General features: G+C 72.3%; 18 protein-coding genes. 10 read left to right on the top strand and 8 right to left on the bottom strand.

Going from position 1 to position 22,167, the window contains the following annotated elements:
- Positions 1-86: 86 nt before the first annotated feature.
- Positions 87-530 carry a MarR family winged helix-turn-helix transcriptional regulator gene (locus tag ACIB24_RS11045; protein ID WP_398280406.1) on the top strand — a complete coding sequence of 148 codons (444 nt, stop codon included), beginning with the start codon at positions 87-89 and terminating at the stop codon, positions 528-530.
- 53 nt (positions 531-583) lie between these two features.
- Positions 584-1,087, top strand: a complete 504-nt coding sequence (locus ACIB24_RS11040; protein ID WP_398279591.1) for a DUF2505 domain-containing protein — start codon at positions 584-586, stop codon at positions 1,085-1,087.
- On the opposite strand, the gene hrpA is transcribed toward ACIB24_RS11040, so the two are convergent.
- Positions 1,084-5,118, bottom strand: a complete 4,035-nt coding sequence (gene hrpA / locus ACIB24_RS11035; RefSeq protein ID WP_398279588.1) for an ATP-dependent RNA helicase HrpA — start codon at positions 5,116-5,118, stop codon at positions 1,084-1,086. The genes ACIB24_RS11040 and hrpA overlap by 4 nt on opposite strands.
- 102 nt (positions 5,119-5,220) lie before the next feature.
- Between hrpA and ACIB24_RS11030 the strand changes: the two genes are divergently transcribed.
- Positions 5,221-5,688 carry a Rieske (2Fe-2S) protein gene (locus ACIB24_RS11030; protein ID WP_398279585.1) on the top strand — a complete coding sequence of 156 codons (468 nt, stop codon included), beginning with the start codon at positions 5,221-5,223 and terminating at the stop codon, positions 5,686-5,688.
- A 30-nt stretch (positions 5,689-5,718) separates the two neighbouring features.
- On the opposite strand, the gene ACIB24_RS11025 is transcribed toward ACIB24_RS11030, so the two are convergent.
- Both ACIB24_RS11025 and ACIB24_RS11020 read right to left on the bottom strand, forming a co-directional pair.
- Positions 5,719-6,456: a M50 family metallopeptidase gene (locus tag ACIB24_RS11025; protein WP_398280403.1), complete on the bottom strand. Its 738-nt coding sequence runs from the start codon at positions 6,454-6,456 to the stop codon at positions 5,719-5,721.
- A gap of 2 nt (positions 6,457-6,458) precedes the next feature.
- Entirely contained in the window at positions 6,459-7,445 is a 987-nt protein-coding gene (locus ACIB24_RS11020) for a magnesium transporter CorA family protein (RefSeq protein WP_398279582.1), read from the bottom strand.
- 73 nt (positions 7,446-7,518) lie between these two features.
- Here ACIB24_RS11020 and ACIB24_RS11015 point away from each other — a divergent pair, with 73 nt between their 5' ends.
- On the top strand, positions 7,519-8,289 hold the full coding sequence (locus ACIB24_RS11015) for a MerR family transcriptional regulator (protein ID WP_398279579.1): 771 nt from the start codon (positions 7,519-7,521) through the stop codon (positions 8,287-8,289).
- Between the two features lie 63 nt (positions 8,290-8,352).
- On the opposite strand, the gene ACIB24_RS11010 is transcribed toward ACIB24_RS11015, so the two are convergent.
- Positions 8,353-9,687 carry a glycosyltransferase family 87 protein gene (locus ACIB24_RS11010; protein WP_398279576.1) on the bottom strand — a complete coding sequence of 445 codons (1,335 nt, stop codon included), beginning with the start codon at positions 9,685-9,687 and terminating at the stop codon, positions 8,353-8,355.
- Between the two features lie 2 nt (positions 9,688-9,689).
- Positions 9,690-11,576: a penicillin-binding transpeptidase domain-containing protein gene (locus tag ACIB24_RS11005; protein ID WP_398279573.1), complete on the bottom strand. Its 1,887-nt coding sequence runs from the start codon at positions 11,574-11,576 to the stop codon at positions 9,690-9,692.
- A gap of 88 nt (positions 11,577-11,664) precedes the next feature.
- Between ACIB24_RS11005 and ACIB24_RS11000 the strand changes: the two genes are divergently transcribed.
- The 6 genes from ACIB24_RS11000 to ACIB24_RS10975 all read left to right on the top strand — a co-directional run bounded on the left by ACIB24_RS11000 (position 11,665) and on the right by ACIB24_RS10975 (position 18,517).
- Complete coding sequence (locus tag ACIB24_RS11000; protein ID WP_398279570.1) at positions 11,665-13,371, top strand: alkaline phosphatase D family protein; 1,707 nt, start codon at positions 11,665-11,667, stop codon at positions 13,369-13,371.
- Between the two features lie 91 nt (positions 13,372-13,462).
- Entirely contained in the window at positions 13,463-14,209 is a 747-nt protein-coding gene (locus ACIB24_RS10995; RefSeq protein WP_398279567.1) for a PadR family transcriptional regulator, read from the top strand.
- A gap of 146 nt (positions 14,210-14,355) precedes the next feature.
- Positions 14,356-15,279 carry a proteasome assembly chaperone family protein gene (locus ACIB24_RS10990; protein ID WP_398279564.1) on the top strand — a complete coding sequence of 308 codons (924 nt, stop codon included), beginning with the start codon at positions 14,356-14,358 and terminating at the stop codon, positions 15,277-15,279.
- A 10-nt stretch (positions 15,280-15,289) separates the two neighbouring features.
- On the top strand, positions 15,290-15,742 hold the full coding sequence (locus ACIB24_RS10985) for a flavodoxin family protein (protein ID WP_398279561.1): 453 nt from the start codon (positions 15,290-15,292) through the stop codon (positions 15,740-15,742).
- A 119-nt stretch (positions 15,743-15,861) separates the two neighbouring features.
- Positions 15,862-17,175 (top strand): methyl-accepting chemotaxis protein, encoded by a 1,314-nt coding sequence (locus ACIB24_RS10980; protein ID WP_398279558.1) that lies wholly within the window; start codon positions 15,862-15,864, stop codon positions 17,173-17,175.
- A 58-nt stretch (positions 17,176-17,233) separates the two neighbouring features.
- Positions 17,234-18,517, top strand: a complete 1,284-nt coding sequence (locus tag ACIB24_RS10975) for an MFS transporter (RefSeq protein ID WP_398279555.1) — start codon at positions 17,234-17,236, stop codon at positions 18,515-18,517.
- Here ACIB24_RS10975 and ACIB24_RS10970 read toward each other — a convergent pair.
- The 3 genes from ACIB24_RS10970 to ACIB24_RS10960 form a co-directional block, all read right to left on the bottom strand.
- Positions 18,514-19,518 carry an alkaline phosphatase D family protein gene (locus ACIB24_RS10970; RefSeq protein WP_398279552.1) on the bottom strand — a complete coding sequence of 335 codons (1,005 nt, stop codon included), beginning with the start codon at positions 19,516-19,518 and terminating at the stop codon, positions 18,514-18,516. The genes ACIB24_RS10975 and ACIB24_RS10970 overlap by 4 nt on opposite strands.
- Positions 19,515-20,465 (bottom strand): phosphatase PAP2 family protein, encoded by a 951-nt coding sequence (locus ACIB24_RS10965; protein ID WP_398279549.1) that lies wholly within the window; start codon positions 20,463-20,465, stop codon positions 19,515-19,517. The genes ACIB24_RS10970 and ACIB24_RS10965 overlap by 4 nt, the downstream gene beginning before the upstream one ends.
- A 68-nt stretch (positions 20,466-20,533) precedes the next feature.
- Positions 20,534-22,111, bottom strand: a complete 1,578-nt coding sequence (locus tag ACIB24_RS10960) for an ATP-dependent DNA ligase (RefSeq protein ID WP_398279546.1) — start codon at positions 22,109-22,111, stop codon at positions 20,534-20,536.
- Positions 22,112-22,167: the final 56 nt, after the last annotated feature.

The following is a 22,167-nucleotide window of genomic DNA, read 5'->3' as shown; positions in this document are numbered from 1 at the left end:
GTAGGATGGTTGCCGTGAGCACCGAGAACGTCGAGCCACGATGGCTCACCGACGACGAGCAGCGCGCCTGGCGCCAGCTCGCCAGCATGCTCCAACGCCTGCCGGCCGCCCTCGACGGCCAGCTGCAGCGCGACGAGGAGCTCACCCATTTCGCCTACTTCGTCCTGGCCATGCTCTCCGAGGCGCCGGACCGGGCCCTGCGCATGAGTCAGCTGGCCAGCGCGTCCAGCTCCTCGCCGTCCCGGCTCAGCCACACCGTGCGGCGGCTCGAGGAGCGGGGCTGGGTCACCCGCACGCGCTCGGCGGACGACGGGCGCGGCCAGGTCGCCCGCCTCACCGACGCGGGCTGGGACAAGGTCGTGGCCACCGCTCCCGGCCACGTCGAGCAGGTCCGGGCCCTCGTCTTCGCGGGCCTGACCGCCGAACAGGTCGGGCAGCTGGAGGCCATCGCCACCGCCATCATGACCCGGGTGGACGGCGACTGCGCCGACCAGGGCTTCGACGTGACGGACCTGCCCGAAACGGCCTGAGATCGGTACAGTCGGCATCCCCTGACTCCACCCCGACGCTGCGGAGCCTCTTCATGCCCACCTCGCTCGACTTCGAATGGGAACTGCCCTACCCCCCGGCCGCCCTCTACGAACAGGCCGTCAAGCGGGAGTTCATCGAGGAGCTGGCCAAGGCCACCGGGCTGCGCGGCCTGAACATCATGGAGCTCGAGCACGGCCCCGAGGGCGGCAACGTCGCGCTGCGCTACGAGATCTCCGTCGAGCTGCCCAAGTGGGCGCTGAAGTTCGTGCCGCCGAACGAGACGATGACCGAGCGCCGGCAGTGGGGCCCGCCCGCGGCCGACGGCAGCATGGAGTACACGGTCTCGATCAAGCTGAACCGGGTACCGATGAGCATCGAGGGCGTCATCTCGCTGGAGCCGCGCGGCAACAGCACGCTGAACAAGGTGCACTTCGACATCGCCGCGCAGATCGCCATCCTGGGCAAGAAGCTCGAGGAGATCAGCGCCGCCGACCTGGAGAAGAACACCATCGCGCAGCGCGACTTCACGCTGCAGTGGATGAAGACCCACTCCTAGGAGAGCGCCGCCAGGGCCTTGGTGATGCGCTGCGGTGAGACGGGGTAGGCGGTGCGGATGCCGCCGCCGAACAGGCTGACCCGCAGTTCCTCGATGGTCCACCGGATCGACGTCACGTCGGGGTCGCCGCGCCGCTCCCGGGGCAGCGCGGCCACCACGGTGTCGTACTCCTCCTGCGCCGAACGCACCTGGTAGAGCAGGGCCTGGTCGCGCTGCGCCCGTTCGGGCAGCCTCTCCAACCGGTGCAGCAGCGCCTGCAGGTACCGCTCCAGGTCGGGCAGTTTGCGCACGCCCGCCTCGGTCACGAAGCCGGGGTGCACGAGACCCTCCAACTGGGCCCGGGCGTCGGCCAGGCTCGCGAGCAGGGCGGGGGACGACGTCCCGCGCACGAGAGTGCCCGCCTGCCGGGCCAGGTCGAGCACCGTGGCGGTCTGCACCATGACCCGCGTGGTCTCGACCAGCAGGGCCGAGCGGACGGCGCCGAGCAGGTCGGCGAAGCCGCTCGCCGTCCACTCGGGGCCGCCGTGCTCGAGCACGAGGTTGTCGATCGCGGCCTGCAGACAGTCGTCGAACAGGGCGCTCGCGTCCCGGTGCGGAGCCGAGGCCAGGGCCAGCTTCTGCGCCTGGCTCAGCCCCGGCAGGACGTTCTTGGCGGGGGAGGGCACCTGGACGGCGATCAGCCGCCGGGTGCCCGGGCCCATCATCCGCTGCTGCTCGGCCCGCGACTCGAAAACCCTGATGCTGACCGACTTTCCGCGGTCGACCAGGGCGGGGAATCCGGTCACCGGGATGCCGCCGCTGCCGGGCGTGGGTGGGCCCTCGACCGTCTGCGGGAGCTCGGGCAGGTCGTCCGGCCAGGCGGTCAGGCCGTCCCGGTTCAGCGCGTGCCCCGCCGAGGTGGTGGGCTTCCCGGGGCCGGGCCGGGCGGTGACCGCCCCCGAGATGGCCGCTCGCAGCTTCGCGGCCAGCCGCTCGCGCAGGGCGTCGAGGTCCTTGCCCTCGCCGACCGGACGCCGGTCCTCGTCCTCGATGCGGAACGTGATCCGCAGATGGGTGGGCACCTTCGTCAGGTCGAAGGCGTCCACCGGTACGTCCACGCCGCGCATGGCCGCCAGCTCGGCGGCCAAGGTCGGCAGTAGGGCGCCGGGCGGCGTGGCCTCGGTGGCGTCGAGCCGCTGCAGTACGGTGCGCGCATTGTCCGGGGCCGGGGCGAACTCCTTGCGCACCGCCTTGGGCAGCGAGCGGATCAGCTCGGTCACGAGTTCCACCCGCAGGCCCGGGATCTGCCACCCGAAGGGCTCCGACGGCACCTGGTTCAGCACCGCCAGCGGCACGTGCACCGTCACCCCGTCGGCCGCCGTGCCCGGCTCGAACTGGTAGGTGAGCGGCAGGTCCAGCTCGCCGGCGGGCGTCGGCACCTTCCAGGACGTCGGGTGCTCGGCCTCGTCGACCCCCCGCGCCGCGGGGGTGAGCAGCATCGACGTCCAGAAGCTGAGCAGGTCGGGGCGTTCGCGGCGGGCACCCTTCCACCAGCTGTCGAAGTGCACCGCCGAGACCACGTCGGCGGGCAGCCGCTGGTCGTAGAAGTCGAACAACGCGTCGTCGTCGACCACCATGTCGCGGCGCCGGGCCCGGTCCTCCAGCTCGCCGACATCCTCCAGCAGGCGCCGGTTCTCGTGGAAGAACCGGTGATTGGTGCGCCAGTCGCCCTCGACCAGCGCGTGCCGGATGAACAGCTCACGCGACACCTCGGGGTCGACCCGCGCGTAGCCGACCGTCCGAGCCGGGACCACCGGGACGCCGTACAGCGTCACCTTCTCCGTCGCCACGGCCGAGCCGCGCCTGCGTTCCCAGCGCGGCTCGGAGTAGCTGCGCCGCACCAGATGTCCGGCCAGCCGCTCGATCCACAGCGGGTCGATCTTCGCCGCCGTCCGGCCGAACAGCCGGCTGGTCTCCACGAGCTCGGCGACCATGACCCAGTCGGGCCCGGTGCGGAACAGTGAAGACCCGGGCGCGATCACGAACTTCGCGCCGCGCGCGCCGAGGTACTCCTTCATCGGTGGACGCCGGCCCTTCTGGCGCGCCGCCTGCGCGGCGGCACTGGCGCTGCGCTCGTCCAGCACGCCGACCTGCGACAGCAGGCCGGCCAGCAGGGCCAGGTGGACGGCGTCCGCGTCCACGGTCTCGGCGACCTCACCGCGGGGCGGGGCCATCCGGGCGCGCTTCAGCACCGTCACGAGTTGCTGGTGCAGGTCCTGCCACTCGCGCACCCGCAGGTAGTGCAGGTACTCGGCCCGGCACAGCCGGCGGAACGCCGACGACGACAGCTCGCGCTGCTGTTCCTGCAGGTAGCGCCACAGATTCAGGTAGGCCAGGAAGTCCGACGTCGGGTCCTTGAACCGGGCGTGCGCCTGGTCGGCCTGGGCCTGCGCGTCCGTGGGCCGCTCGCGCGGGTCCATGATCGCCAGCCCGGCCACGATGGGCAGCACCTCGCGCAGCACCCCGCCGTGGTGGGCCTCGACCAGCATCCGGGCCAGCCGCGGGTCGACCGGCAGCCGGGCCAGCGTGCGGCCGATGCCGGTCAGCCGCCGGTTCGGGTCCGACTGGGACGGGTCGATCGCGGCCAGTTCGTGCAGCAGCGCCACGCCGTCCTTCACCTGCCGCGCGTCGGGCGGGTCGAGGAACGGGAAGTCCGCGACCTCGCCGAGGCCGAGCGACGTCATCTGCAGGATGACGGCGGCCAGCCCGGTGCGCAGGATCTCGGGTTCGGTGAACTCGGGCCGGCTCTCGTAGTCCTCCTGGCTGTACAGCCGGATGCAGACCCCGTCCGCGAGCCGCCCGCACCGGCCGGCCCGCTGGTTGGCCGAGGCCTGTGAGATCGGCTCGATCGGCAGCCGCTGCACCTTGGTGCGCTGGCTGTAGCGGGAGATCCGGGCGGTGCCGGTGTCGACGACGTACCGGATGCCCGGCACCGTCAACGAGGTCTCGGCGACGTTCGTGGCCAGTACGACCCGGCGCACGCCGGCCGGGTGCGCGGCGAACACCCTGTGCTGCTCGGCCGCGCTCAACCGCCCGTACAGGGGCACGATCTCGGTGTTCGCAGGCAGCCCCCCGCGCCGGGTGGCATCCCCGAGAGCGTCTGCGGTGTCGCGGATCTCGCGTTCGCCGGAGAGGAAGACCAGGATGTCGCCGGGGCCGCCGCGCTCCGGCTCGGTGGCCAGCTCCTGGACGGCGTCCAGGATGCCCTGGGTCTGGTCGCGCGGTTCGGGGCGGGCCTTCTCGCCCAGCTCGTCGTCGTCCGGTACCTCGGCCTCCAGCGGCCGGTACCGGACCTCGACGGGGTAGGTCCGCCCGGAGACCTCGATGATCGGGGCCGGCTCGTCGGGCGTGCCGAAGTGCCGCGCGAACGCCTCGGGGTCGATCGTGGCGGACGTGATGACGACCTTCAGGTCAGGGCGGCGGGGCAACAGCCGTTTGAGGTAGCCGAGCAGGAAGTCGATCGTGAGGCTGCGCTCGTGCGCCTCGTCGATGATCAGCGTGTCGTAGCGGTTCAGCAGCGGGTCGCGCTGGATCTCGGCGAGCAGGATGCCGTCGGTCATCAACCGGACCAGCGTCGAGGTGCTGACCTGGTCGGTGAACCGGACCGTGTACCCGACGACGTCGCCCAGGTCGGTGCCCAGCTCCTCGGCGAGGCGTTCGGCGACCGAGCGGGCCGCGATCCGCCGGGGCTGGGTGTGCCCGATCAGCCCACGGACCCCCCGGCCCAGCTCCAGGCAGATCTTGGGCAGCTGGGTGGTCTTGCCCGACCCGGTCTCACCGGCGACCACCACCACCTGGTGGTCGCGGATCGCCGCGAGCAGGTCGTCACGGCGTTGGGCCACAGGGAGGTCCGGGTAGGTGACGGAGCCGTCGAGCCGCTCGTACCGGGCCAGGCGGTGGGCGGCCGCGTCACCGTCGCGGCCCGAGATCGGGTCCGTCGCGAGACTTCTCTCGAGCTCGGTGAACCGAGCGGCCCAGGCTGTCGTTTCCATCTGTGAGCAGTTTATGGTCCGTCCGTGTCTGGGAGTGCATCCACAGACTCGCTCGATAGCGTGACGATTCAAATACCCCGCCCCGCTCCGGAGGTTTCCCCGATGACCGACACGACCGCCCTGCCGACCGGCCCCGCCCGCCGGACGATGATCGTCACGGCCGGTGCCGCCTGCCTCGTCGGGGGTGGCCTCGCGGCCTGCAGCAGCGACTCGGGCAGCGCCGGTGGCTCGGACACCGGCACCGGGGCGTCTGCCGACGGTGGGTCGTCGGCCGCGGCGGGGTCGACCGTCATCGCGGTGGCGGACGCGCCGCTCGAGAAGGCCGTGCCGGCCACGATCGGCGGCGAGGAGGTGCTGGTCACGCGCACGGGTGACAGCACGGCTGTCGCCTATTCACCGGTCTGCCCGCACCAGGGCGGTCACGTGGCCCAGCAGGGCACGAAACTGGTGTGCCCGCTGCACGGTTCCACGTTCGCCCTGGACACCGGCGACGTCACCCAGGGCCCGGCCACGAAGGGCCTCACCACCTTCGACGTCAAGGTCGACGGCGCCAACATCGTCACCGCCTGACTCGGCGCCTCGTCAGCCTGGTCAGCCTGGTCAGCGCAGCAGCAACCACCCCGCGCTGACCAGGCAGCCGACCCCGACGACCCAGAAGACGAGCACCCAGAACAGGCCGCCGACGCCGGTCAGCCGGGCCAGCTGGTCGGCGTCGGACGACCGGGAGCGCGACCGGCGTCGGGTGCGCTGCAGCTCGACCGTGGCCCGCACGCCGCCGACCAGCAGCAGCCAGCAGATCGAGGCGCCGTAGACCGCGCTGACCCACGGGGTGGCCCACCAGATCACCGCCCCGGTCGCCGCGGCGGTCGCCAACACGGACAGGGCGCCGAAGGCGTTGCGGATGTTCACCAGCATCAGCACCAGCAGCACGATGCAGGCCCACAGCATGGCCGTGGTCAGGTCGGCCGCGATCAGCACCGCCAGCCCCAGCCCGAGCACGCCCGGCGCCGGGTAGCCCGCCGCCGCCGTCAGCACCATGCCCGGCCCGGTCGGCCGACCCGACGAGACGGTCACGCCGGACGTGTCGGAGTGCAGCCGGATGCCCGTCAGCCGCCGCCCGACCATGACCGCCACCAGCGCGTGCCCGGCCTCGTGCACGATCGTCACGACGTGGCGCAGCACGTGCCATGTGGTCGGCTGGCCGGTCAGCACCACCGCCCCGGCCAGCGTGGCCCACAGGATGAGCGTGGCCGTGCGCACGTCGTGCCCGAACAGCTCGACCGCGTCGGGCATGACCCCACCGCGGTCGATGAGCGAGAGTCGTTCGGCAGCGAGCATTCTCACAGCCAATCGTTCTTCTTGAACAGCGCCACGAGCCCGAGCGAGAGGGCCACGATGATCACCGTGGACAGGACGAACCCCGACCAGTGCCCGTACCCGGGGTAGGGCACGTTCTGCCCGTAGAAGCCGGTGACCGCGGTGGGCACGGCGATCACCGCGGCCCAGCTGGTCACCTTCTTCATGATCGAGTTCATCCGGTTGCCCTGGATGGTCAGGTTGGTCTCCAGCACGGTCCCCACGACGTCGCGCATCGAGTCGGTCCACTCGGTGACCCGCAGCACGTGGTCGTAGACGTCGTGGAAGTAGGGCGTGGCCGCCTGGTCGACGAGCGGCACCTCGCCGATCCGGATGTCGCGCCGCAGCAGCGTGTTCACGACCTCGCGCATCGGCATCGCCAGCTTGCGCAGGTGCACCAGGCTCTTGCGGACCTCGAACGAGCGCCGCTGCACCTTCGTCGTGCTCGGCCGGTCGGCGAACAGCAGGTCCTCGAGCTTCTCCAGCTCGTCGTCCAGCGCCTCGACGGTGGTGAAGTGCGAGTCGACCACGATGTCGACGAGGCCGTGGACCATGGCGCCGACCGACGTGACCGGCAGCCCGCCGGAGTCCCAGCGGCGGAGCATCTCGTCGATCGGGAAGTCGGCCGTGGTCGGCACCGTGATCAGGGCCCGGTCGGTGATGAACGTCGAGACCTTGCACAGGACGAGTTCGCCCGTGGCCGGATCGAGCCGCGTGCCGGTCGCCGTGAGGAACAGGTGCGAGGCGTAGACGTCGAGCTTCGGCCGCTCGTGGTCCTCCAGAGCGTCCTCGACGGCCAGCTCGTGCAGCTGGAACTCCTCGACGATGACGTCCAGCTGGTCGCCGTCCTCCGGGTCGAGGTCGAGCCAGATCAGGCTCCCGTCGTCCGCCTCCAGGTGGTCCGAGATCTCCGCGGGCGGGAAGTTCTCGGCCACCAGCTTCCCGTCGCGGTAGAGCCGGGTGCGCGCCATGGCGGCCACGGTAGGGCGTCCGGCTGAAAAGTGCCTGGACCCTGACGCGGCGTCAGGTCCTAGCGTCGTTCCCATGAGTACCGAGAACGAGGTGAGCTGGTCGGTCGGGGAGGTCGCCCGGGCCGCCGGGGTCACGGTGCGCACCCTGCACCACTACGACCGGATCGGGCTGCTGAGCCCGGGACGCCGGGGGGGCGGGGAGTACCGCGAGTACGGCCCGGACGACGTGGCGCGCCTGCAGCGGATCCTCGCCTATAGGGAGCTCGGGTTCGGGCTGGACGACGTCGCGCGGCTGCTCGACGCCCCCGACGAGGACCCGGTGGCGAGGTTGCGCGCGCAGCTGGCCCTCGTGCGGATGCGGATGGAACACCTGCGGCAGGTCGCCGCGGTGCTGGAGAAGACGATGGAGGCGCACGCGATGGGAATCCGGCTGACCCCGGGCGAGATGCTCGAGGTCTTCGGCGAGCATGATCCGACGGAGCATGCGGCGGAGGCGGAGGAACGCTGGGGCGACACGGACTCGTACCGTGAGTCGCAGCGGCGCACCGCCGGCTACACCAGGGACGACTGGCTGGCCATCAAGGCCGAGGGTGACGAGATCCTGCGTCGGCTGGCCGAGCTGAAGCGTTCGGGGGCCGCGGCCGACGGCTCCGAGGCGACGGACGCCGTCGAGGCCCACCGGCAGCACGTGACCCGGTGGTTCTACGAGCTCTCGAAGGAGGCGCAGGTCGGCCTCGGCGAGATGTACGTCGCCGACCCACGGTTCACCGCGACCTACGAGGCGCTGGAGCCCGGGCTCGCCGTGTGGGTGCGCGACGCGATCGTGGCCAACGGCTCGCGCTGACGGTCAGGGGAGGGCGAATAATGCTCAGAAACCGACACTGACGTGTTGAATTCTGAGCATTATTCATCCCTCGGCCGGGTCGCGCTCGGGGTAGCGGCCCCGGACGATCCGCGCGACGACCAGCGCGCACAGCAGCAGCACCAGCCCGTCGCGGATCAGCACCACGGTCACGAAGTGCTCGGGGGTGGTGCCCTGACCGGGTTCGGCCAGCCCCAGGAAGTACTGCAACCGCGGGTACCAGAGGTAGGCGTCGAACGACATCCAGGCCAGCAGCGGAACGACTTTCGGCAGCGCGAGCACGGCCAGCGGCACCAGCCAGAGCGAGTACTGCGGGCTCCACACCTTGTTGGTCAGCAGGAACGCGGCGACGGTCAGGAACGTCAGTGCGGCCAGTGGTGGGCGCTGCTTCGCGAGGAATCCGAGCGCGCCGATCGCCAGGCACAGCAGCAGGAACAGGCCGAGGCTGACGGCGTTCAGGATCCGCGGGCTCTGGCCGGCGGCCAGCGGCCCGTCGAACCCCGGCCATCCGGTGAGCACCGAGATCGCGTTGTAGACCGAGTCGTGGTCGGCGGCCCGGGTCGAGTTGAGCCGGAAGAACTCCCACCAGCCGCGCGGGTACAGGACGGCGATCGGCCCGTTCACGACCAGCCAGCCCGCCAGGGTCGACAGGGCCGCCTCGCGCCAGGCGCGCATCCGGTGGTCACGCCAGCACAGCACCAGCAACGGCCCGAGCAGCAGCAGCGGGTACAGCTTGGCGGCCGCCCCGAGCCCGAGCAGCAGTCCCGCCCACCCGGGCCGCCCACGGGCCCAGGCCAGCAGGCCGCCCATCGCCAACGCCACGGCGAGCGTGTCGAAGTTGGTGAACGCGTGCACCACGACGAGGGGTGACAACGCGACAAGAGCTATGTGCCAGGGTTTCTCGAGGAGCGGCCGGGTGGCGAGCACGGCCGCCAGCCAGGCCGCGGCCAGCACCAGCGCCATGATCAGGAAGTAGACGACGACCTCGGGCGGGTCGGGGTTCTCCGCCTGCCCGGTGGCCACCAGCCAGGCCTTCGTCACCCGCATCACGCCGTACTGCAGGAGGCCGGTGACCACGGGGTACTCCATGTACCGCAACTCGCCGCCGCCCGGGTCGACCCAGGCGGTCTTGTACGGAAAGCCGCCGTCCGCCAGGCGTTCCAGCCCGTACAGCGGGATCGTGTCCGAGTAGCAGTAGTCGCGGTACTGCCGGTAGTCGTTCCAGTCGATGGACACCGCGCCGTCGGGGGTGCGCACGCTGCTCAGGCAGGCCGCCTTGGTGGCCAGCCCGCCGCCCAGCCCGATCAGGGTGAGCAGGACGACGACCGCGAGGGCGCCGGTACCGGCGCGCCGGACGGTCCGCGACGAACCGGGGGCCAACCTCAGCCGGCCAGGTCGCTCAGGAACGCCTTGGCGATCGGGGCCGCGGTCTCGGCGCCGAATCCGCCGTCCTCGACGATCACGGCGAAAGCCACCCGACCCTGCCAGCCGGTGAACCAGGCGTGGGTCTTGGGCGGGTTGTCGCTGCCGAACTCGGCGGTGCCGGTCTTGCCGTACACGGCGCCGCCCGGCGTGTTGCGCATGACGGTCGCCGTCCCGCCGGTGACCACCTGCCGCATCATGGAGCGCATCGCCTTGACGTCGGAGGCCGGTAGGTCCTTGGTCGAGGGCTCCGTCGAGGCGACCAGGTGCGGCGCGTGCCAGGTGCCCGAGGCGATCGCGGCGGAGACCCCAGCGACGGTGGCCGGGCTGGCCAGCACGGGCCCCTGGCCGATCATCGAGGCGGCGTGCTCGGTCGGTTGGTCGGAGGTCGGCACCGAGCCGGTGTAGGTCTGCACGCCCATCTGGTTCTTGGCGCCGTAGCCGAGTTCCCGGGCCGCCTTGGCCAGCTCGTCGGTGCTGACCTTGCCCGCGCTGCCCACGAACGCGGTGTTGCACGAGTGCGCGAAGTCGGACCGGAACGCGACGGTGCCCAGCACCTCGCCCTCGGCGTTGGAGAACTTCTTGCCGTTGACGGTCACCGACGGCGGGCACTTGATGGGGGTGTCCGGCGTGACCCCCGAGTCGAGCAGCGCCATCCCGGAGACGACCTTGAACGTGGAGCCCGGCGGGTACTGGCCGAGCAGGGCCCGGTTGTACCCGGAGGCGTTGGGCCCGCCGTTGGCGACGGCCAGCACCGCGCCGGTGGCCGTGTCCATGGCCACCAGGGCGGCGGGCTTCTTGGCCTTGGTCAGCGCCTTCTCGGCCGCCTTCTGGGTGGCCGCGTCGAGGGTCAGCTCGAGATCCTTACCGGCCGTCGGCTTCGCCGTGTACAGCGTCTTCGCCGCGCCGGACTGCGGTTTCAGCGTCACGGTGAGGCCCGGCGTCCCCGACAGCTGCTCGTCGAACTGTCGCTGCACCCCGTACAGGCCCGTGTACTGCCCGGCCTGGACGCGCCCCTTCGAGGCCTTGATGATCTCGTCCGTGGCGGGCCCGACCGAGCCGAGCAGGGCGCGGGCGAAGTCGGCCGAGGGGGCCAGGGCGAGCGTGCGCTCCTGGAAGACGGTGCCCGGGATGGGCTGCAGCTCGTCGCGCACCGCCTGGTAGGCGGACTCGCGCAGGGTGATCACCTGGACGAAGGCGTCCTTCTTCGCGGCCTTCACCCGCTTCACCAGGTCGCCCGCGTTCACGTCCACGATCGAGGCGACCTGCTGGGCCGTGGCGGTCAGGTCGTCGGCCCGCGAGGGCTGGATGCCCACCACGACCACCGGACGCTCGGCGACCAGCACCTGACCGCCCTTCCCGAGGATCCGGCCGCGGTCGGCGTCCGTGGTGCTGGCGCTGAGCGTGGCGCCCGTCGTGAGGTCGGGGTGCGTGGTGGCGGGGGACCAGGCGGTCAGCCAGCCGCTGCCGGTCTTCTGCAGGGTGACCGTGCTCGTGTAGCGCCACGTGCGGCCGCCGTTGAGCGTCCAGGTCACGTCGAGCGGCGCGGTGGCGGTCTTCCCGTGCCGGGTGATCTCGCCGGCGCTCACCGCGCTCGGCCGGTCCTGGGCGGACGACGTCACGCCCGCGGTCTCGGCCTGCACCTCCTTGGCCACGGTCGCCGCGTCGCCTCCTGCGTAGCCGATGGTCGACAGGCCGCCGGTCTGCCAGGCGTGCGCGAAGTCCGCGGCCGCGCGCGCGGCCGCGTCGTCGTCCCGCTTCTGCAGCAGCAGGTACCCGCCGCCCCCGCCGGCCGCCAGGACCACGAGGACGACCACCGAGATGATGGCCCAGAACGTCTTCCCCACGTCAGCACCGTAGCGTCCGCGACGCTCCGGCGGCTGGGCCGTGTCGCCGCGCTGGCGGGTCGAGGTCGCCTCAGGTTGTACTTCTGGGGTGTCGTCCTCCCTCGTGATCGGGCCGTTGCTGCGCCACGTCGGCCGGACCAGCGCCACCGTGTGGGTGGAGGTCGCCCAGCGGGGCACCGTGCGGGTCACGTGCGGGGCGGTCGTCGTGGAGGCGCCGACCTTCGAGGTGGCCGGACACCACTACGCGCTCGCCGTCCTCACCGGACTGCCGCCCGGCAGCCGCACCCCGTACGCCGTCGACATCGACGGACGACCGGTCTGGCCGCCCGAGCGGGGCACGGCGCGGCTCTTCGCCGAGGAGGCGGCTCCCGAGCAGGTGCCCGACCCGGTGATCACCACGCTGGACGCCGGCGACCGCCGCACGATCGCGTTCGGCAGCTGCCGCGTGGCCAGCCCCGGGCGCGACACGGTCGACGGCGACGGCACGGGCGGCCTGGGCATCGACGCGCTGGACGCGTTCGCCGTGCGGGCGGCCCGCGGTGAGGGCGAGTTGCCGGACCTGTTGCTCATGCTCGGCGACCAGGTGTACGCGGACGAGACCGGCGACGCCGTGCGGGAACGGATCCGGCGCCGCCGCGGGGACTCGCTGCCGCGCCACCAGGTCGCGGACTTCGAGGAGTACACCTGGCTGTACCGGGAGTCGTGGGGCGACGGGCCGGTCCGCTGGCTGATGGCCACGACCCCCGTGGCCATGATCTTCGACGACCACGACGTGCACGACGACTGGAACACCTCGGCCTCCTGGCGGGCCGACATCGCCCGGCTGCCCTGGTGGCGGGAACGGCTCCTCGGCGGCCTGGTGTCGTACTGGGTCTACCAGCACCTGGGCAACCTCTCCCCGGAGGAGCTCGCCCTCGACCCGGTGCACCGGGTGGTGGCGGCCGCGGCGCACGACGGTTCGGACGCGATGCCCGCCCTGCGCGAGCTGGCCGCCGACGCCGACGCCGCCGTGGGCCGGCGCGAGGGCGGCGGCTACCGGTTCTCGTTCTGGCGCGATCTCGGCGTGCTGCGCCTGGTGGTGCTCGACTCCCGGTGCGGGCGGGTGCTCGTCGACGACGACCGCGACATGCTCGCCGACTCCACGTTCGACTGGCTGCAGGAGCGGTTGGACGACGGCGGGTACCGCCACCTGGCGATCGGCACGTCCGTGCCCTGGCTGCTGACCCCGACCCTGCACGCGGTCGAGGCGTGGAACGAGCGGTCGGTGGCGCGCGGCGGCCGCCGCCGGGTGGTGGGGGAGCGCCTGCGCCGACTCGTGGATCTGGAGCACTGGGCCGCGTTCGGCTCGTCGTTCGAGCGGTTGGCCGCGGTGCTGCGCGCGGTCGGCTCACGGGAGGGGGCGCCGCGGACCGTCAGCGTGCTGTCCGGCGACGTGCACCACAGCTACGTGAGCCGGGTGGACCTCGGCCTGCCGGCCGGGTCGCCGACCCGGGTGCATCAGCTGACCTGCTCGCCGGTGCACAACCTCGTGCCGCGCGTCGTCCGGATCGGTTTCACCGCCGCCTGGAGCCGCCCCGTGGGCCGGATCGTGACGGGGCTGCTGCACGGAGCCCTCGGCGTGCCCCGGCCGACGCCGACCTGGCAAACCCTCGAGGGGCCGGTCTTCGGCAACTGCATCGCGACCCTGCGGGTCGACGGCGACGCGGCCGACGTCGTCCTCGAGACCCCGGTGCCGCAGTCGCGCCGGGGCGCCGACGGGGCGCTGCTGCGCGCCGTGGCCCGGCGCCGGCTGTAGGCGGAAGAAGTGTCGACGATCGGGAATGAACCCTTCTTCTCGATAGGTTACCGATATATCGTCAACGTATCGAGCTGAGAGGAGCTTGACGATGAAGAGCCACACGAGGCATGAGAAGAGGGCCCGCGGCTTCGGCCGGGGCGAGTTCGGCCGGGGCATGGGCCCCGGCTTCGGCGGTCCGGGATACGGACCGCGGTTCGGTCCGCGGTTCGGTCCGGGTTTCGGCCCGGGTTTCGGCCCGGGCTTCGGCCCGGGCTTCGATCCGGAGGGACCCGGCTTCGGTCCCCGCGGCCGCCACGGCGGTCACGGGCGCGGACCGGGTGGACGGCGGGGGCGCGGCAACGTGCGGGCCGCCGTCCTCTCGCTGCTGGCCGAGGAACCCCGGCACGGCTACGCGATCATGACGGAGCTGGCCGAGCGCAGCGGCGGCATGTGGAGGCCGAGCCCCGGCTCGGTCTACCCGGTGCTGCAGCAGTTGCAGGACGAGGGCCTGGTCACGGCCGACGAGACCGGTGGCAAGAAGGTCTTCAGCATCACCGACGCCGGCCGCGAGCTGGTGAACGCCAGCCCGTCCGAGTTCGACGAGCCCTGGAAGGTCGCCGACGCCGGTGGCCGGGCCCGGTTCCGGGCCATGTTCGAGGCCGTCGGCGGGTTGGGCATGGCGGCCCGGGAGGTGTCCCGGCACGGGTCGCCCGAGCAGGTCGAGCGGGCGCTCGCCGTCCTGGACGACGCTCGGCGGGCCCTGTACGGCCTGCTCGCCGAGGCCCCCACCCAGGGTTCGGCCCAGAGTTCGCCCGAGGCGGAAGCCGCAGGTGAGACGCCGGATCCGGAGGCATGAGCCCCGGATCCGGGGGCCTTTCCGGGGGTCGGCCCGGTGATCCCGGCCTCGCCGCGGCGAGCGTCGGGATCATCGGGCGGCCCGGTAGCGTTGCATACCTCGAGGCCGGGAATCGCGGCCTCGAGTGAGCATTCAGGAGGCCCGGGGTGCAGGACCCGCGAGATCTGTACACGTTGTCCGACGACCAACCGGTCGCCGGTGAGCTGGGGCGGCCCGTGATGTTGCACGCGCTCGGCGGTTTCGTCGACGCGGGCTCCGCGGGGCGCCTGGCGTCCGAGAACCTGCTGGAGAACCTGGAGTCGCGCATCCTGGCCACGTTCGACGTGGACCAGATGTACGACTACCGGGCCCGCCGGCCCGCGATGACCTTCGTGCAGGACCACTGGGAGAGCTACAAGGCCCCCGAACTGGTCCTGCGCGCGGTCGCCGACAGCGATGGCACCCCGTTCCTCATGCTGACCGGCCCCGAGCCGGACATGCAGTGGGAGCGGTTCGTGGCTGCCGTCCAGCAGCTCGTGGAGCGCTACGACGTGGGCCTGACGGTGGGCCTGCACTCCATCCCGATGGCCGTCCCGCACACCCGGCCCGCGGGGATCACCGCGCACGCCACCCGTGACGGGCTCGTGGAGAGCCGCCCGAACTGGGTGGGTACCGTCCAGGTGCCGGGCAACGCGGCCGGTCTCCTGGAGCTGCGCCTGGGCGAGAGTGGGCGCGATGCGGCGGGTTTCGCCGTCCACGTGCCGCACTACCTGACCCAGGCCGAGTTCCCCGACGCGTCCGTGGCGCTGCTCGAGGCCACCGGTGAGCTGACGGGTCTGCGACTGCCGATCGGCCAGCTGATCGAGGCCGGGGTGAAGACGCGCGCGGCCATCGCCGAGCAGATCGAGGACCAGTCCGACGTGGCCGCGGTCGTCCAGGCCCTGGAGCAGCAGTACGACGCCTACATGGCTGGGCAGGGGCAGTCGCTGCCGCTGGCCGAGTCGAACCAGGAGCTGCCCACCGCCGACGAGCTCGGCGCCGAACTCGAGCGCTTCCTGGCCGAGGAGAACGACCGCCGCGGCCGCGAATAGCCTCGGGCGCATGCCCAGGTTGCTCGTCGTCCACCACACCGCCTCGCCGGCGACCCGCACGCTCCTCGAGGAGGTGCTCGCCGGGGCGAACCACCCCGACCTGGAGGGGGCGGTGGAGGTGGTCGACCGGCCGGCGCTGGTCGCGAGCGCGGTCGAGACGCTGGAGGCCGACGGGTACCTGCTCGGCTGCCCGGCCAACATCGGGTACATGGCCGGGGCCATGAAGCACTACCTGGACACCGTCTACTACCCCTGTCTCGGGCAGACCGACGGCCGGCCGCTGGGCCTGTGGGTGCACGGCAACGACGACACCGCCGGGGCGGTGAGGGCTCTGACCGCCATCACCGGCGCTCTGGGCTGGAAGCTCGCGGCCGAGCCGCTGAGCGTCACCGCGCCGATCGATGCGACGACCCGCGCGGCCTGCCGGGACCTCGGAGCCACCCTGGCGGCGTCCCTGCTCTGAAGCTCCTCACCCGATCGGCGCAACGCCGGTCGCGGGTCGCCACACGCTTGAGGCGTGGGCGCACAATTCGAGCCCCTCAGCCCATCGGGTTCCGGCGATCGCCTGCCGACAGTGATGTCGTGGACCTGATCTCTCGCCTGCCTCAGGGCGCCCAGCTGACCCAGGAGTCGTGGCTGCAGCGGCACCGGATCCTGACCTGGATCCTCTGGCTGCACGTGCCCGCCCTCGTCGCCGTCGGCCTGTTCGGGCCGATGCCGGACTGGGAGGCGCTGACGTTGCCGCTGATCCCGGCGGCGTTCGGGGCGCTCGCGGTGCTGGCCCGGGGTAACCGGGCGACCTCGGAACTGACGAGTCTGGGCCTGATCTCGACGTCGTTCGTCGCGATCGAGTTGTCCGGCGGCGAGTTGAGCTGGCACCTGCACCTGTTCCCGATGCTCACCCTGGTCGCCCTGTACCAGATGTGGACGCCGCTGCTGCTGACGATCGGCGTCACGGTCGTGCACCACCTGACCCTCGGGCTCGTGGCTCCCGACCGGGTGTTCAGCACCATGGCCGGGATGGGCGGCATGGACATGGGGATGTCCGACGGGGCCGTGATCGCGATGGTCGTCCTGCATGCAGGCCTCGTCGTCCTCCAGGTCGTCGCCATCCTGCTGATGTGGCACTTCGCCGAGCAGACGGAGGCCCAGGCGGACGCCGCGCACGCCGCCGCCGAGAACGCCCGGGTCGACGCGCTGCGCGCGGAGCAGGACGCCGCGATCCGGGCCGCCGAGGCCAAGGCCGCGGAGGCGGCGCAACGCGAGGAGGTGGCCCGCAACCTCGGCCGCGAGGTGGAGTCGGTCCGCGAGGGGGCCCGGGAGGCGGCGACCGCCCTGGGCCGGATCAGCGAGACGCTCGAGGAGTTGGCCGTCGCCGTCCGCGAGATCGCCAGCCAGTCCCAGAACGCCGCGACGTCCGCCGCCACCGCGCACGGCACCGCCGTCCAGGCCGCCGACGAGGCGCACCGCCTGGAGCGGTCGACGAGCGAGATCGCCCAGGTGAACTCGCTGATCGGTCAGCTGGCCGACCAGACGAACCTGCTCAGTTTGAACGCCACCATCGAGGCGGCCCGCGCCGGTGAGGCCGGTCGCGGCTTCGCCGTCGTCGCCAACGAGGTGAAGACGCTCGCGAACGAGACGGCCACCTCGGCCGGCAAGGTCGGCGAGGTCATCGGCGGGGTGATCGGTGAGACCGGGGCCGTGGTGCGCAGCGTCTCGACCACCAACGAGGCGATCGAGGCCATCCAGAGCATCCAGAACATGATCGCCGCGGCGGTCGAGGAGCAGAGCGTCACGCTCACCGAGGTGAGCCAGCAGCTGACCACCGCGACGACGGCGGCGCAGGACATCCACGCCTCCCTCGACCGGTTGTCGGCGGCGGCGTCCGCGCTGTAGGTACCTCGACTCGCGGGAAAGGTTGCCCGGAGCCACCATCCGTACCGGAGGTGGCGCCATGGCCGGTCCATCGACGTCGAGCGGAATTCTCGACCAGGCCCGAGGTCTGACCCCGGACCAACGCAACAGTTTCCTCGCCGCGTTCCTCGGCTGGACCATGGACGCGTTCGACTACTTCATCGTCGTCCTCGTCTACAGCGAGATCGCCGAGGAGTTCGACGTCTCCCTGACGAAGATGGCCTTCATCACGACGGTCACGCTCGCCATGCGGCCCGTGGGCGCGTTCCTGTTCGGCCGGTGGGCCGACAGCGCCGGACGACGTACGCCCCTCATGGTCGACGTCCTCTTCTACAGCGTGGTCGGGTTCGCCTGCGCGTTCGCGCCGAACTACACCGTGCTGCTCGTGCTGCGGTTGTTGTACGGCATCGGGATGGGCGGCGAGTGGGGCCTCGGTGCGGCGCTGGCCATGGAGAAGATCCCGGTCGAGAAGCGCGGCTTCTACAGCGGCCTGCTGCAGGAGGGCTATTCGTTCGGGTACCTCCTGGCGGCGCTCGCGTTCCTCGTGATCGAGCCGGTCTGGGGCTGGCGCGGGCTGTTCGCGTTCTCCCTGCTGCCGGCGCTGGTCTCGCTGTACGTACGGTTGCGGGTCAAGGAGTCCGACGCGTTCATCGCGACCAGGGAGCGGATGCGGCAGACCCGGACCTCACCGGGCCGGGTGTTCCGGAACCCCGTCGTCCTGCGCCGTTTCGGCTATCTCGTGCTGCTGATGACCGCCTTCAACTGGATGTCCCACGGTACCCAGGACGTGTACCCGACGTACCTGAAGGAGGGGCTCGGCTACAGCGGGCACGAGGCCATCGCCATCGCGATCGTCTACAACCTGGGCGCGATCATCGGTGGGATCGCGCTCGGTGCCTGGTCCGAACGGCTGGGCCGGCGCCGCACGATCATGCTGGCGGCCCTGCTGGGGCTGCCCGTCGTCCCGCTGTTCGCGTTCTCCACGGTCACCGGGCTGATCGCGCTGGGCGCGTTCCTCATGCAGCTGTTCGTGCAGGGTGCGTGGGGCGTCATCCCGGCGCACCTGACCGAGCTGAGCCCCGACGAGATCCGCGGCTTCTACCCCGGCGTCACGTACCAGCTGGGCAACCTGATCGCCTCGCTGAACCTGCCGATCCAGCAGGCGCTGGCCGACTCCCACGGCTATCACTTCGCGCTCGCCGTGACCGTCGTACCGGTGCTGCTCGCGGTCGCGTTCCTGACCTACGTCGGGTCGGAGGCGCGCGGTGCGCGGTTCGGGGACGGCGGGACGAGGTCCGCCGGCCGGCCGGCCGCCGTCACCTAACGCTTCGGGGCGGGCGGGTGGACGGGCGGGCGGATGGACACCGCGTCCAGGGGCGGCAGCTGCCAGTCGTCGAAACGGACGGTACGGGTGGCGTTCTTGGGCGCGAGCGTCTTGCTCAAGCTGTGCTGCTCGATCGTCATGCCCGCCTGGTCGAAGGTGAGCAGCGCCCAGTTGCGCAGCGGTCGCTTCGGCGCGTGCACCGTCTTGCGGGCCACGCCCGACGTGACCACCTCGAGCAGCCCGCGGGCCCCGGTCAACCGGTTCACGTGGATGTCGCCCGAGACGACGACCGTGCCGGGCCGGTCGCCCAGCAGGCCGAGCAGCCGCTCGTAGGCGGCGGTGTAGCGCTCCCAGCTCTCGACGTTCCTGTCCTCGACCTCCGGGTCGGCCGCGAAGTTGTGCACGGTCGTCCCGGACAGCAGCACGGTGTACCGGGCCGAGGTCGGCTGGGCCAGCTCGCGTTCCAGCCAGTCCCACTGCGGCCTGCTGAGGAACGCCACCGGACGGGCGGCCTCCTCCGCGTTCAGGGAGTGCCGGTGGTAGCGGCCGTCGACCACGAAGATGTCGACCAGGCCCCGGCGCAGCACCCGGTAGACCCCGCCGCTGTCCGGCGCCTTGACGCCGAACTTCGCGAACTGGCGGACGAACTCGTCCCGCGCGGCCCGGCGCAGCGAGGCGGCGCCGCCCCGCTTGTTGCGGTCGTCGCGGCCGCACCGGTTGTCGCCGAGGAAGTCGTGGTCGTCGTAGATCGGCACGACCTCGCCGCCGCGCCGCTTCAGGTCGGCGAGCAGCGCCTTGAAGGTCGGCACGGCGAACTGCTTCTTGTACTGCGCCCGCAGCCCGGCGGTGAGCGCGGCGGGCGTAGCCAGCGCGTCGTTCGCCAGGTAGACGTTGTCACCGCCGAGCAGCAGGACGTCGGGCTCCGCAGCCTGGATCTCGGCCCACGCAAGTTGTTCGGCGTCCTCGGACAGTTTCGCGCACGACGCGGCAGCGATCTTCACCGTGTTCCTCCCCGTGGGACGTCTGCTGAATCAGACGCCCCGAACCCTTCCGACGGTTGCCCGCACAAGGGTACGAAACGGACAGGATCTTCGCGACGGTCTACCGCCCGGCCCGGGTGCTCGATCGGCACCGCGCCGCCGTGTGCCCCGGGGAACGGGTCGGGCGGAGGGCTGTAGGTGCCCTGGACGTGTGGTTCCTCGGGCGTCGGGCTCGGCGTGGCGGTGCTCACACCGGGCAGGACGAGAGGGCTCTGGGTGGGGGCGATCGCCGAGAGTCCGGCCAGCGCCGCGACGCCCAGGACGCCGCCTACAGCGATCCGTGCGCCGGTCGAGACGTGCTGCGAGACTGCTGAACTCGCACGTCCGGGCCAGCTCGCGTCGTCCACCCCGAAGGCGCTGAAGGCCGCCACGACGGCCAGGCCCAGCGCCCACCCGGCCACGACATCGCTGACGTGGTGCACGCCGAGCAGGACCCGGTCGGCACCCACGCCCAGCGCGAGCACGGTGCCGACCGTCGCGGTGAGAACCCGCAGCCGGGGCCCGATCACCGGCCAGAGGACGGCGGCCGTCGACGCGGTGAAGGCCGCCACGTTGACGGCGTGCCCGGACGGGAACGTGTAGCCGTCGATGTGGACGTAGCTGCCGGGCCAGTCCGGGCGGGAGCGCGCCACCAGGACCTTCAGACCGATCCCGGCCAGGCCCGCGACCGCCATCGTGGCGATCCACCAGAGCGCCGCCGAACCCCGGCCGCGCCGCCAGAGCAGCGTTGCCGCCAGGAGGACGACGATGCGCCACACCCACGGCTCCGTCACGTGGCCCACGACCTCCGCGATCGCCCGCACGTGCGGCCGGTAGCGGGCGTAGTCGAAGACCCGCTGCGACCAGCGCTGGTCGAGCGCGTACCAGGCGTGCTGGTTCACGGTGAGCTCGCCGATCGCGAGGGTCACGGTGAGCAGCAGGACAGCCCCGACGATCAGGGCCGGGCGGCGGAACGCGCGCGGGACGCGGGCGGGGGTCAGGACGGGGCCTCCTCGCCGGGCTGGTGGTACCCGCGCACGGTGGCGACGGTGTCGGCCTGGCTCGCGGGCTTGTCGGGCCGGTGGGCCAACACGCGGGCGAACCGCAGCGCCATCCCGGCCGGGTAGCGCGGCGAGGACTGCACGCCGTCGAACGCGATCTCCACCACCAGTTCGGGTTTCACCTCGACGACCCAGCCGGTGCCGCCCGTCGCGATCGCCTGCAGGTGGTCCGTCTGCCAGCGCAGCATCGCGTCGGTCAGGCCCTTGAACGTCTTGCCCAGCATGACGAAGCCGCCGGGCGGGCCGTACTCGCCCTCAGGGTCGCGCGCCCCGAGGTGCAGGTTGGACAGCAGGCCGGTGCGCCGCCCGTGCCCCCACTCGACCGCCAGCACGACCAGGTCGAGCGTGATGCGCGGCTTCACCTTGACCCAGCCGGCGCCCCGACGACCCATCGTGTAAGGCGCGGTGAGCCCCTTCACGACCACGCCCTCGTGCCCGGCGGCGAGCGCCCCCGCCGCGAACGAGGCAGCCGCGGAACGCTGTTCGTCGTCGCTCGGGTCCTCGACGACGTGCCGGGGGACGAGCAGGTCGCCGCCGAAGGCCTCGAGTCGGGCCCGCCGCTGCGCCCCGGGCCGGTCGATCAGGTCCTCGCCGTCGGCGTGCAGCACGTCGAACAGGGTGAGCTCGAGCGGGACGTCGGTGCTGGCCGCCGCCGCCCGGGTCATCACCCGGGCGTTGGTGATCTGGAAGGGGGCCGGGCGGCGGCGCCCGTCGACCTCCGCACCGTAGGCGAGCAGCTCGCCGTCGAGGATGGTCCGGTTGACGGGCAGTTCCCGCACCCGGGCGACGACCTCCGGCACCCGGTCCGTGATGTCGTCGAGCGTGCGGGTGAACACGGCGACGTCGTCCCCGTCGCGGTGGATCTGGGCCCGCACCCCGTCGAGCTTCCACTCCACCCCGGCCGCGCCGGTCTTGCCGAGCGCGACGTCGAGGTCGGAGCCGGGCTGGGCCAGCATGGGCGACAGCCCGCGCCCCACCGCCAGGCTGAACCCGGCCAGCGACGCCGGGCCGCCGGTCAACGCCGCCAGCGCCACGTCAGGCAGGTCGCCGTGCACCGCGACGGCCCGGCGGACCGCCTCGACCGGCACCCCGGCGGCCGCCGCCACCGCGGGCAGCATCAACCCGGCGCCCGCGCCCTGCCGCAGCTCACCGGCCAGGAGCCCGGCCAGCAAGCGCTGCTCCGGGTGGGTGGCGGCCCCCAGGAGGCGGGCCACGATCTGCTGGCGGACCCCGGTCGACCCGGCCCCGGAGGCGTCGGCGCTCGCGGTGAGGGCGTCGTCCACCTCGGTGACGGTGAGCGAGGCGACCTCGGCGGCCGGCGGCGAGTCCCGCAGGGAGGCCCACCCGAGGCCCGTGCGGCGCTGCAGCGTCGCCCCGCTCAGCCAGGCCGTCACCGCCCGGACCTCACCGGGAGCGGCGTCGCGCAGGGCGCGGGCGAGGGCGGCGACCTTCTCGTTCCGGGCGCTGCTGGCCGCCACGACCTGCGACGCGGCGGCGACCTCGGCGAACTGCATGCCGACAGTCTGTCGGGCGGCACCGACAGGCGCGCGTGTATCAGGACCCCGGGGAC

This window comes from Spongisporangium articulatum (assembly GCF_044465595.1).
Classification (GTDB): domain Bacteria; phylum Actinomycetota; class Actinomycetes; order Actinomycetales; family Kineosporiaceae; genus Spongisporangium; species Spongisporangium articulatum.
Note: the sequence above shows the minus strand (reverse complement) of the source record. Positions and strands in the feature narration are given on the sequence as shown.

Coding starts and splice junctions, on each gene's coding strand:
- ACIB24_RS11030 (WP_398279585.1), top strand. CDS start 5,221: ATGACCGACACGACCGCCCTGCCGACCGGCCCCGCCCGCCGGACGATG.
- ACIB24_RS10975 (WP_398279555.1), top strand. CDS start 17,234: ATGGCCGGTCCATCGACGTCGAGCGGAATTCTCGACCAGGCCCGAGGT.
- ACIB24_RS11045 (WP_398280406.1), top strand. CDS start 87: ATGCTCCAACGCCTGCCGGCCGCCCTCGACGGCCAGCTGCAGCGCGAC.
- ACIB24_RS11015 (WP_398279579.1), top strand. CDS start 7,519: ATGAGTACCGAGAACGAGGTGAGCTGGTCGGTCGGGGAGGTCGCCCGG.
- ACIB24_RS10995 (WP_398279567.1), top strand. CDS start 13,463: ATGAAGAGCCACACGAGGCATGAGAAGAGGGCCCGCGGCTTCGGCCGG.
- ACIB24_RS10985 (WP_398279561.1), top strand. CDS start 15,290: ATGCCCAGGTTGCTCGTCGTCCACCACACCGCCTCGCCGGCGACCCGC.
- ACIB24_RS11020 (WP_398279582.1), bottom strand. CDS start 7,445: ATGGCGCGCACCCGGCTCTACCGCGACGGGAAGCTGGTGGCCGAGAAC.
- hrpA (WP_398279588.1), bottom strand. CDS start 5,118: ATGGAAACGACAGCCTGGGCCGCTCGGTTCACCGAGCTCGAGAGAAGT.
- ACIB24_RS11025 (WP_398280403.1), bottom strand. CDS start 6,456: ATGCTCGCTGCCGAACGACTCTCGCTCATCGACCGCGGTGGGGTCATG.
- ACIB24_RS11040 (WP_398279591.1), top strand. CDS start 584: ATGCCCACCTCGCTCGACTTCGAATGGGAACTGCCCTACCCCCCGGCC.
- ACIB24_RS10960 (WP_398279546.1), bottom strand. CDS start 22,111: ATGCAGTTCGCCGAGGTCGCCGCCGCGTCGCAGGTCGTGGCGGCCAGC.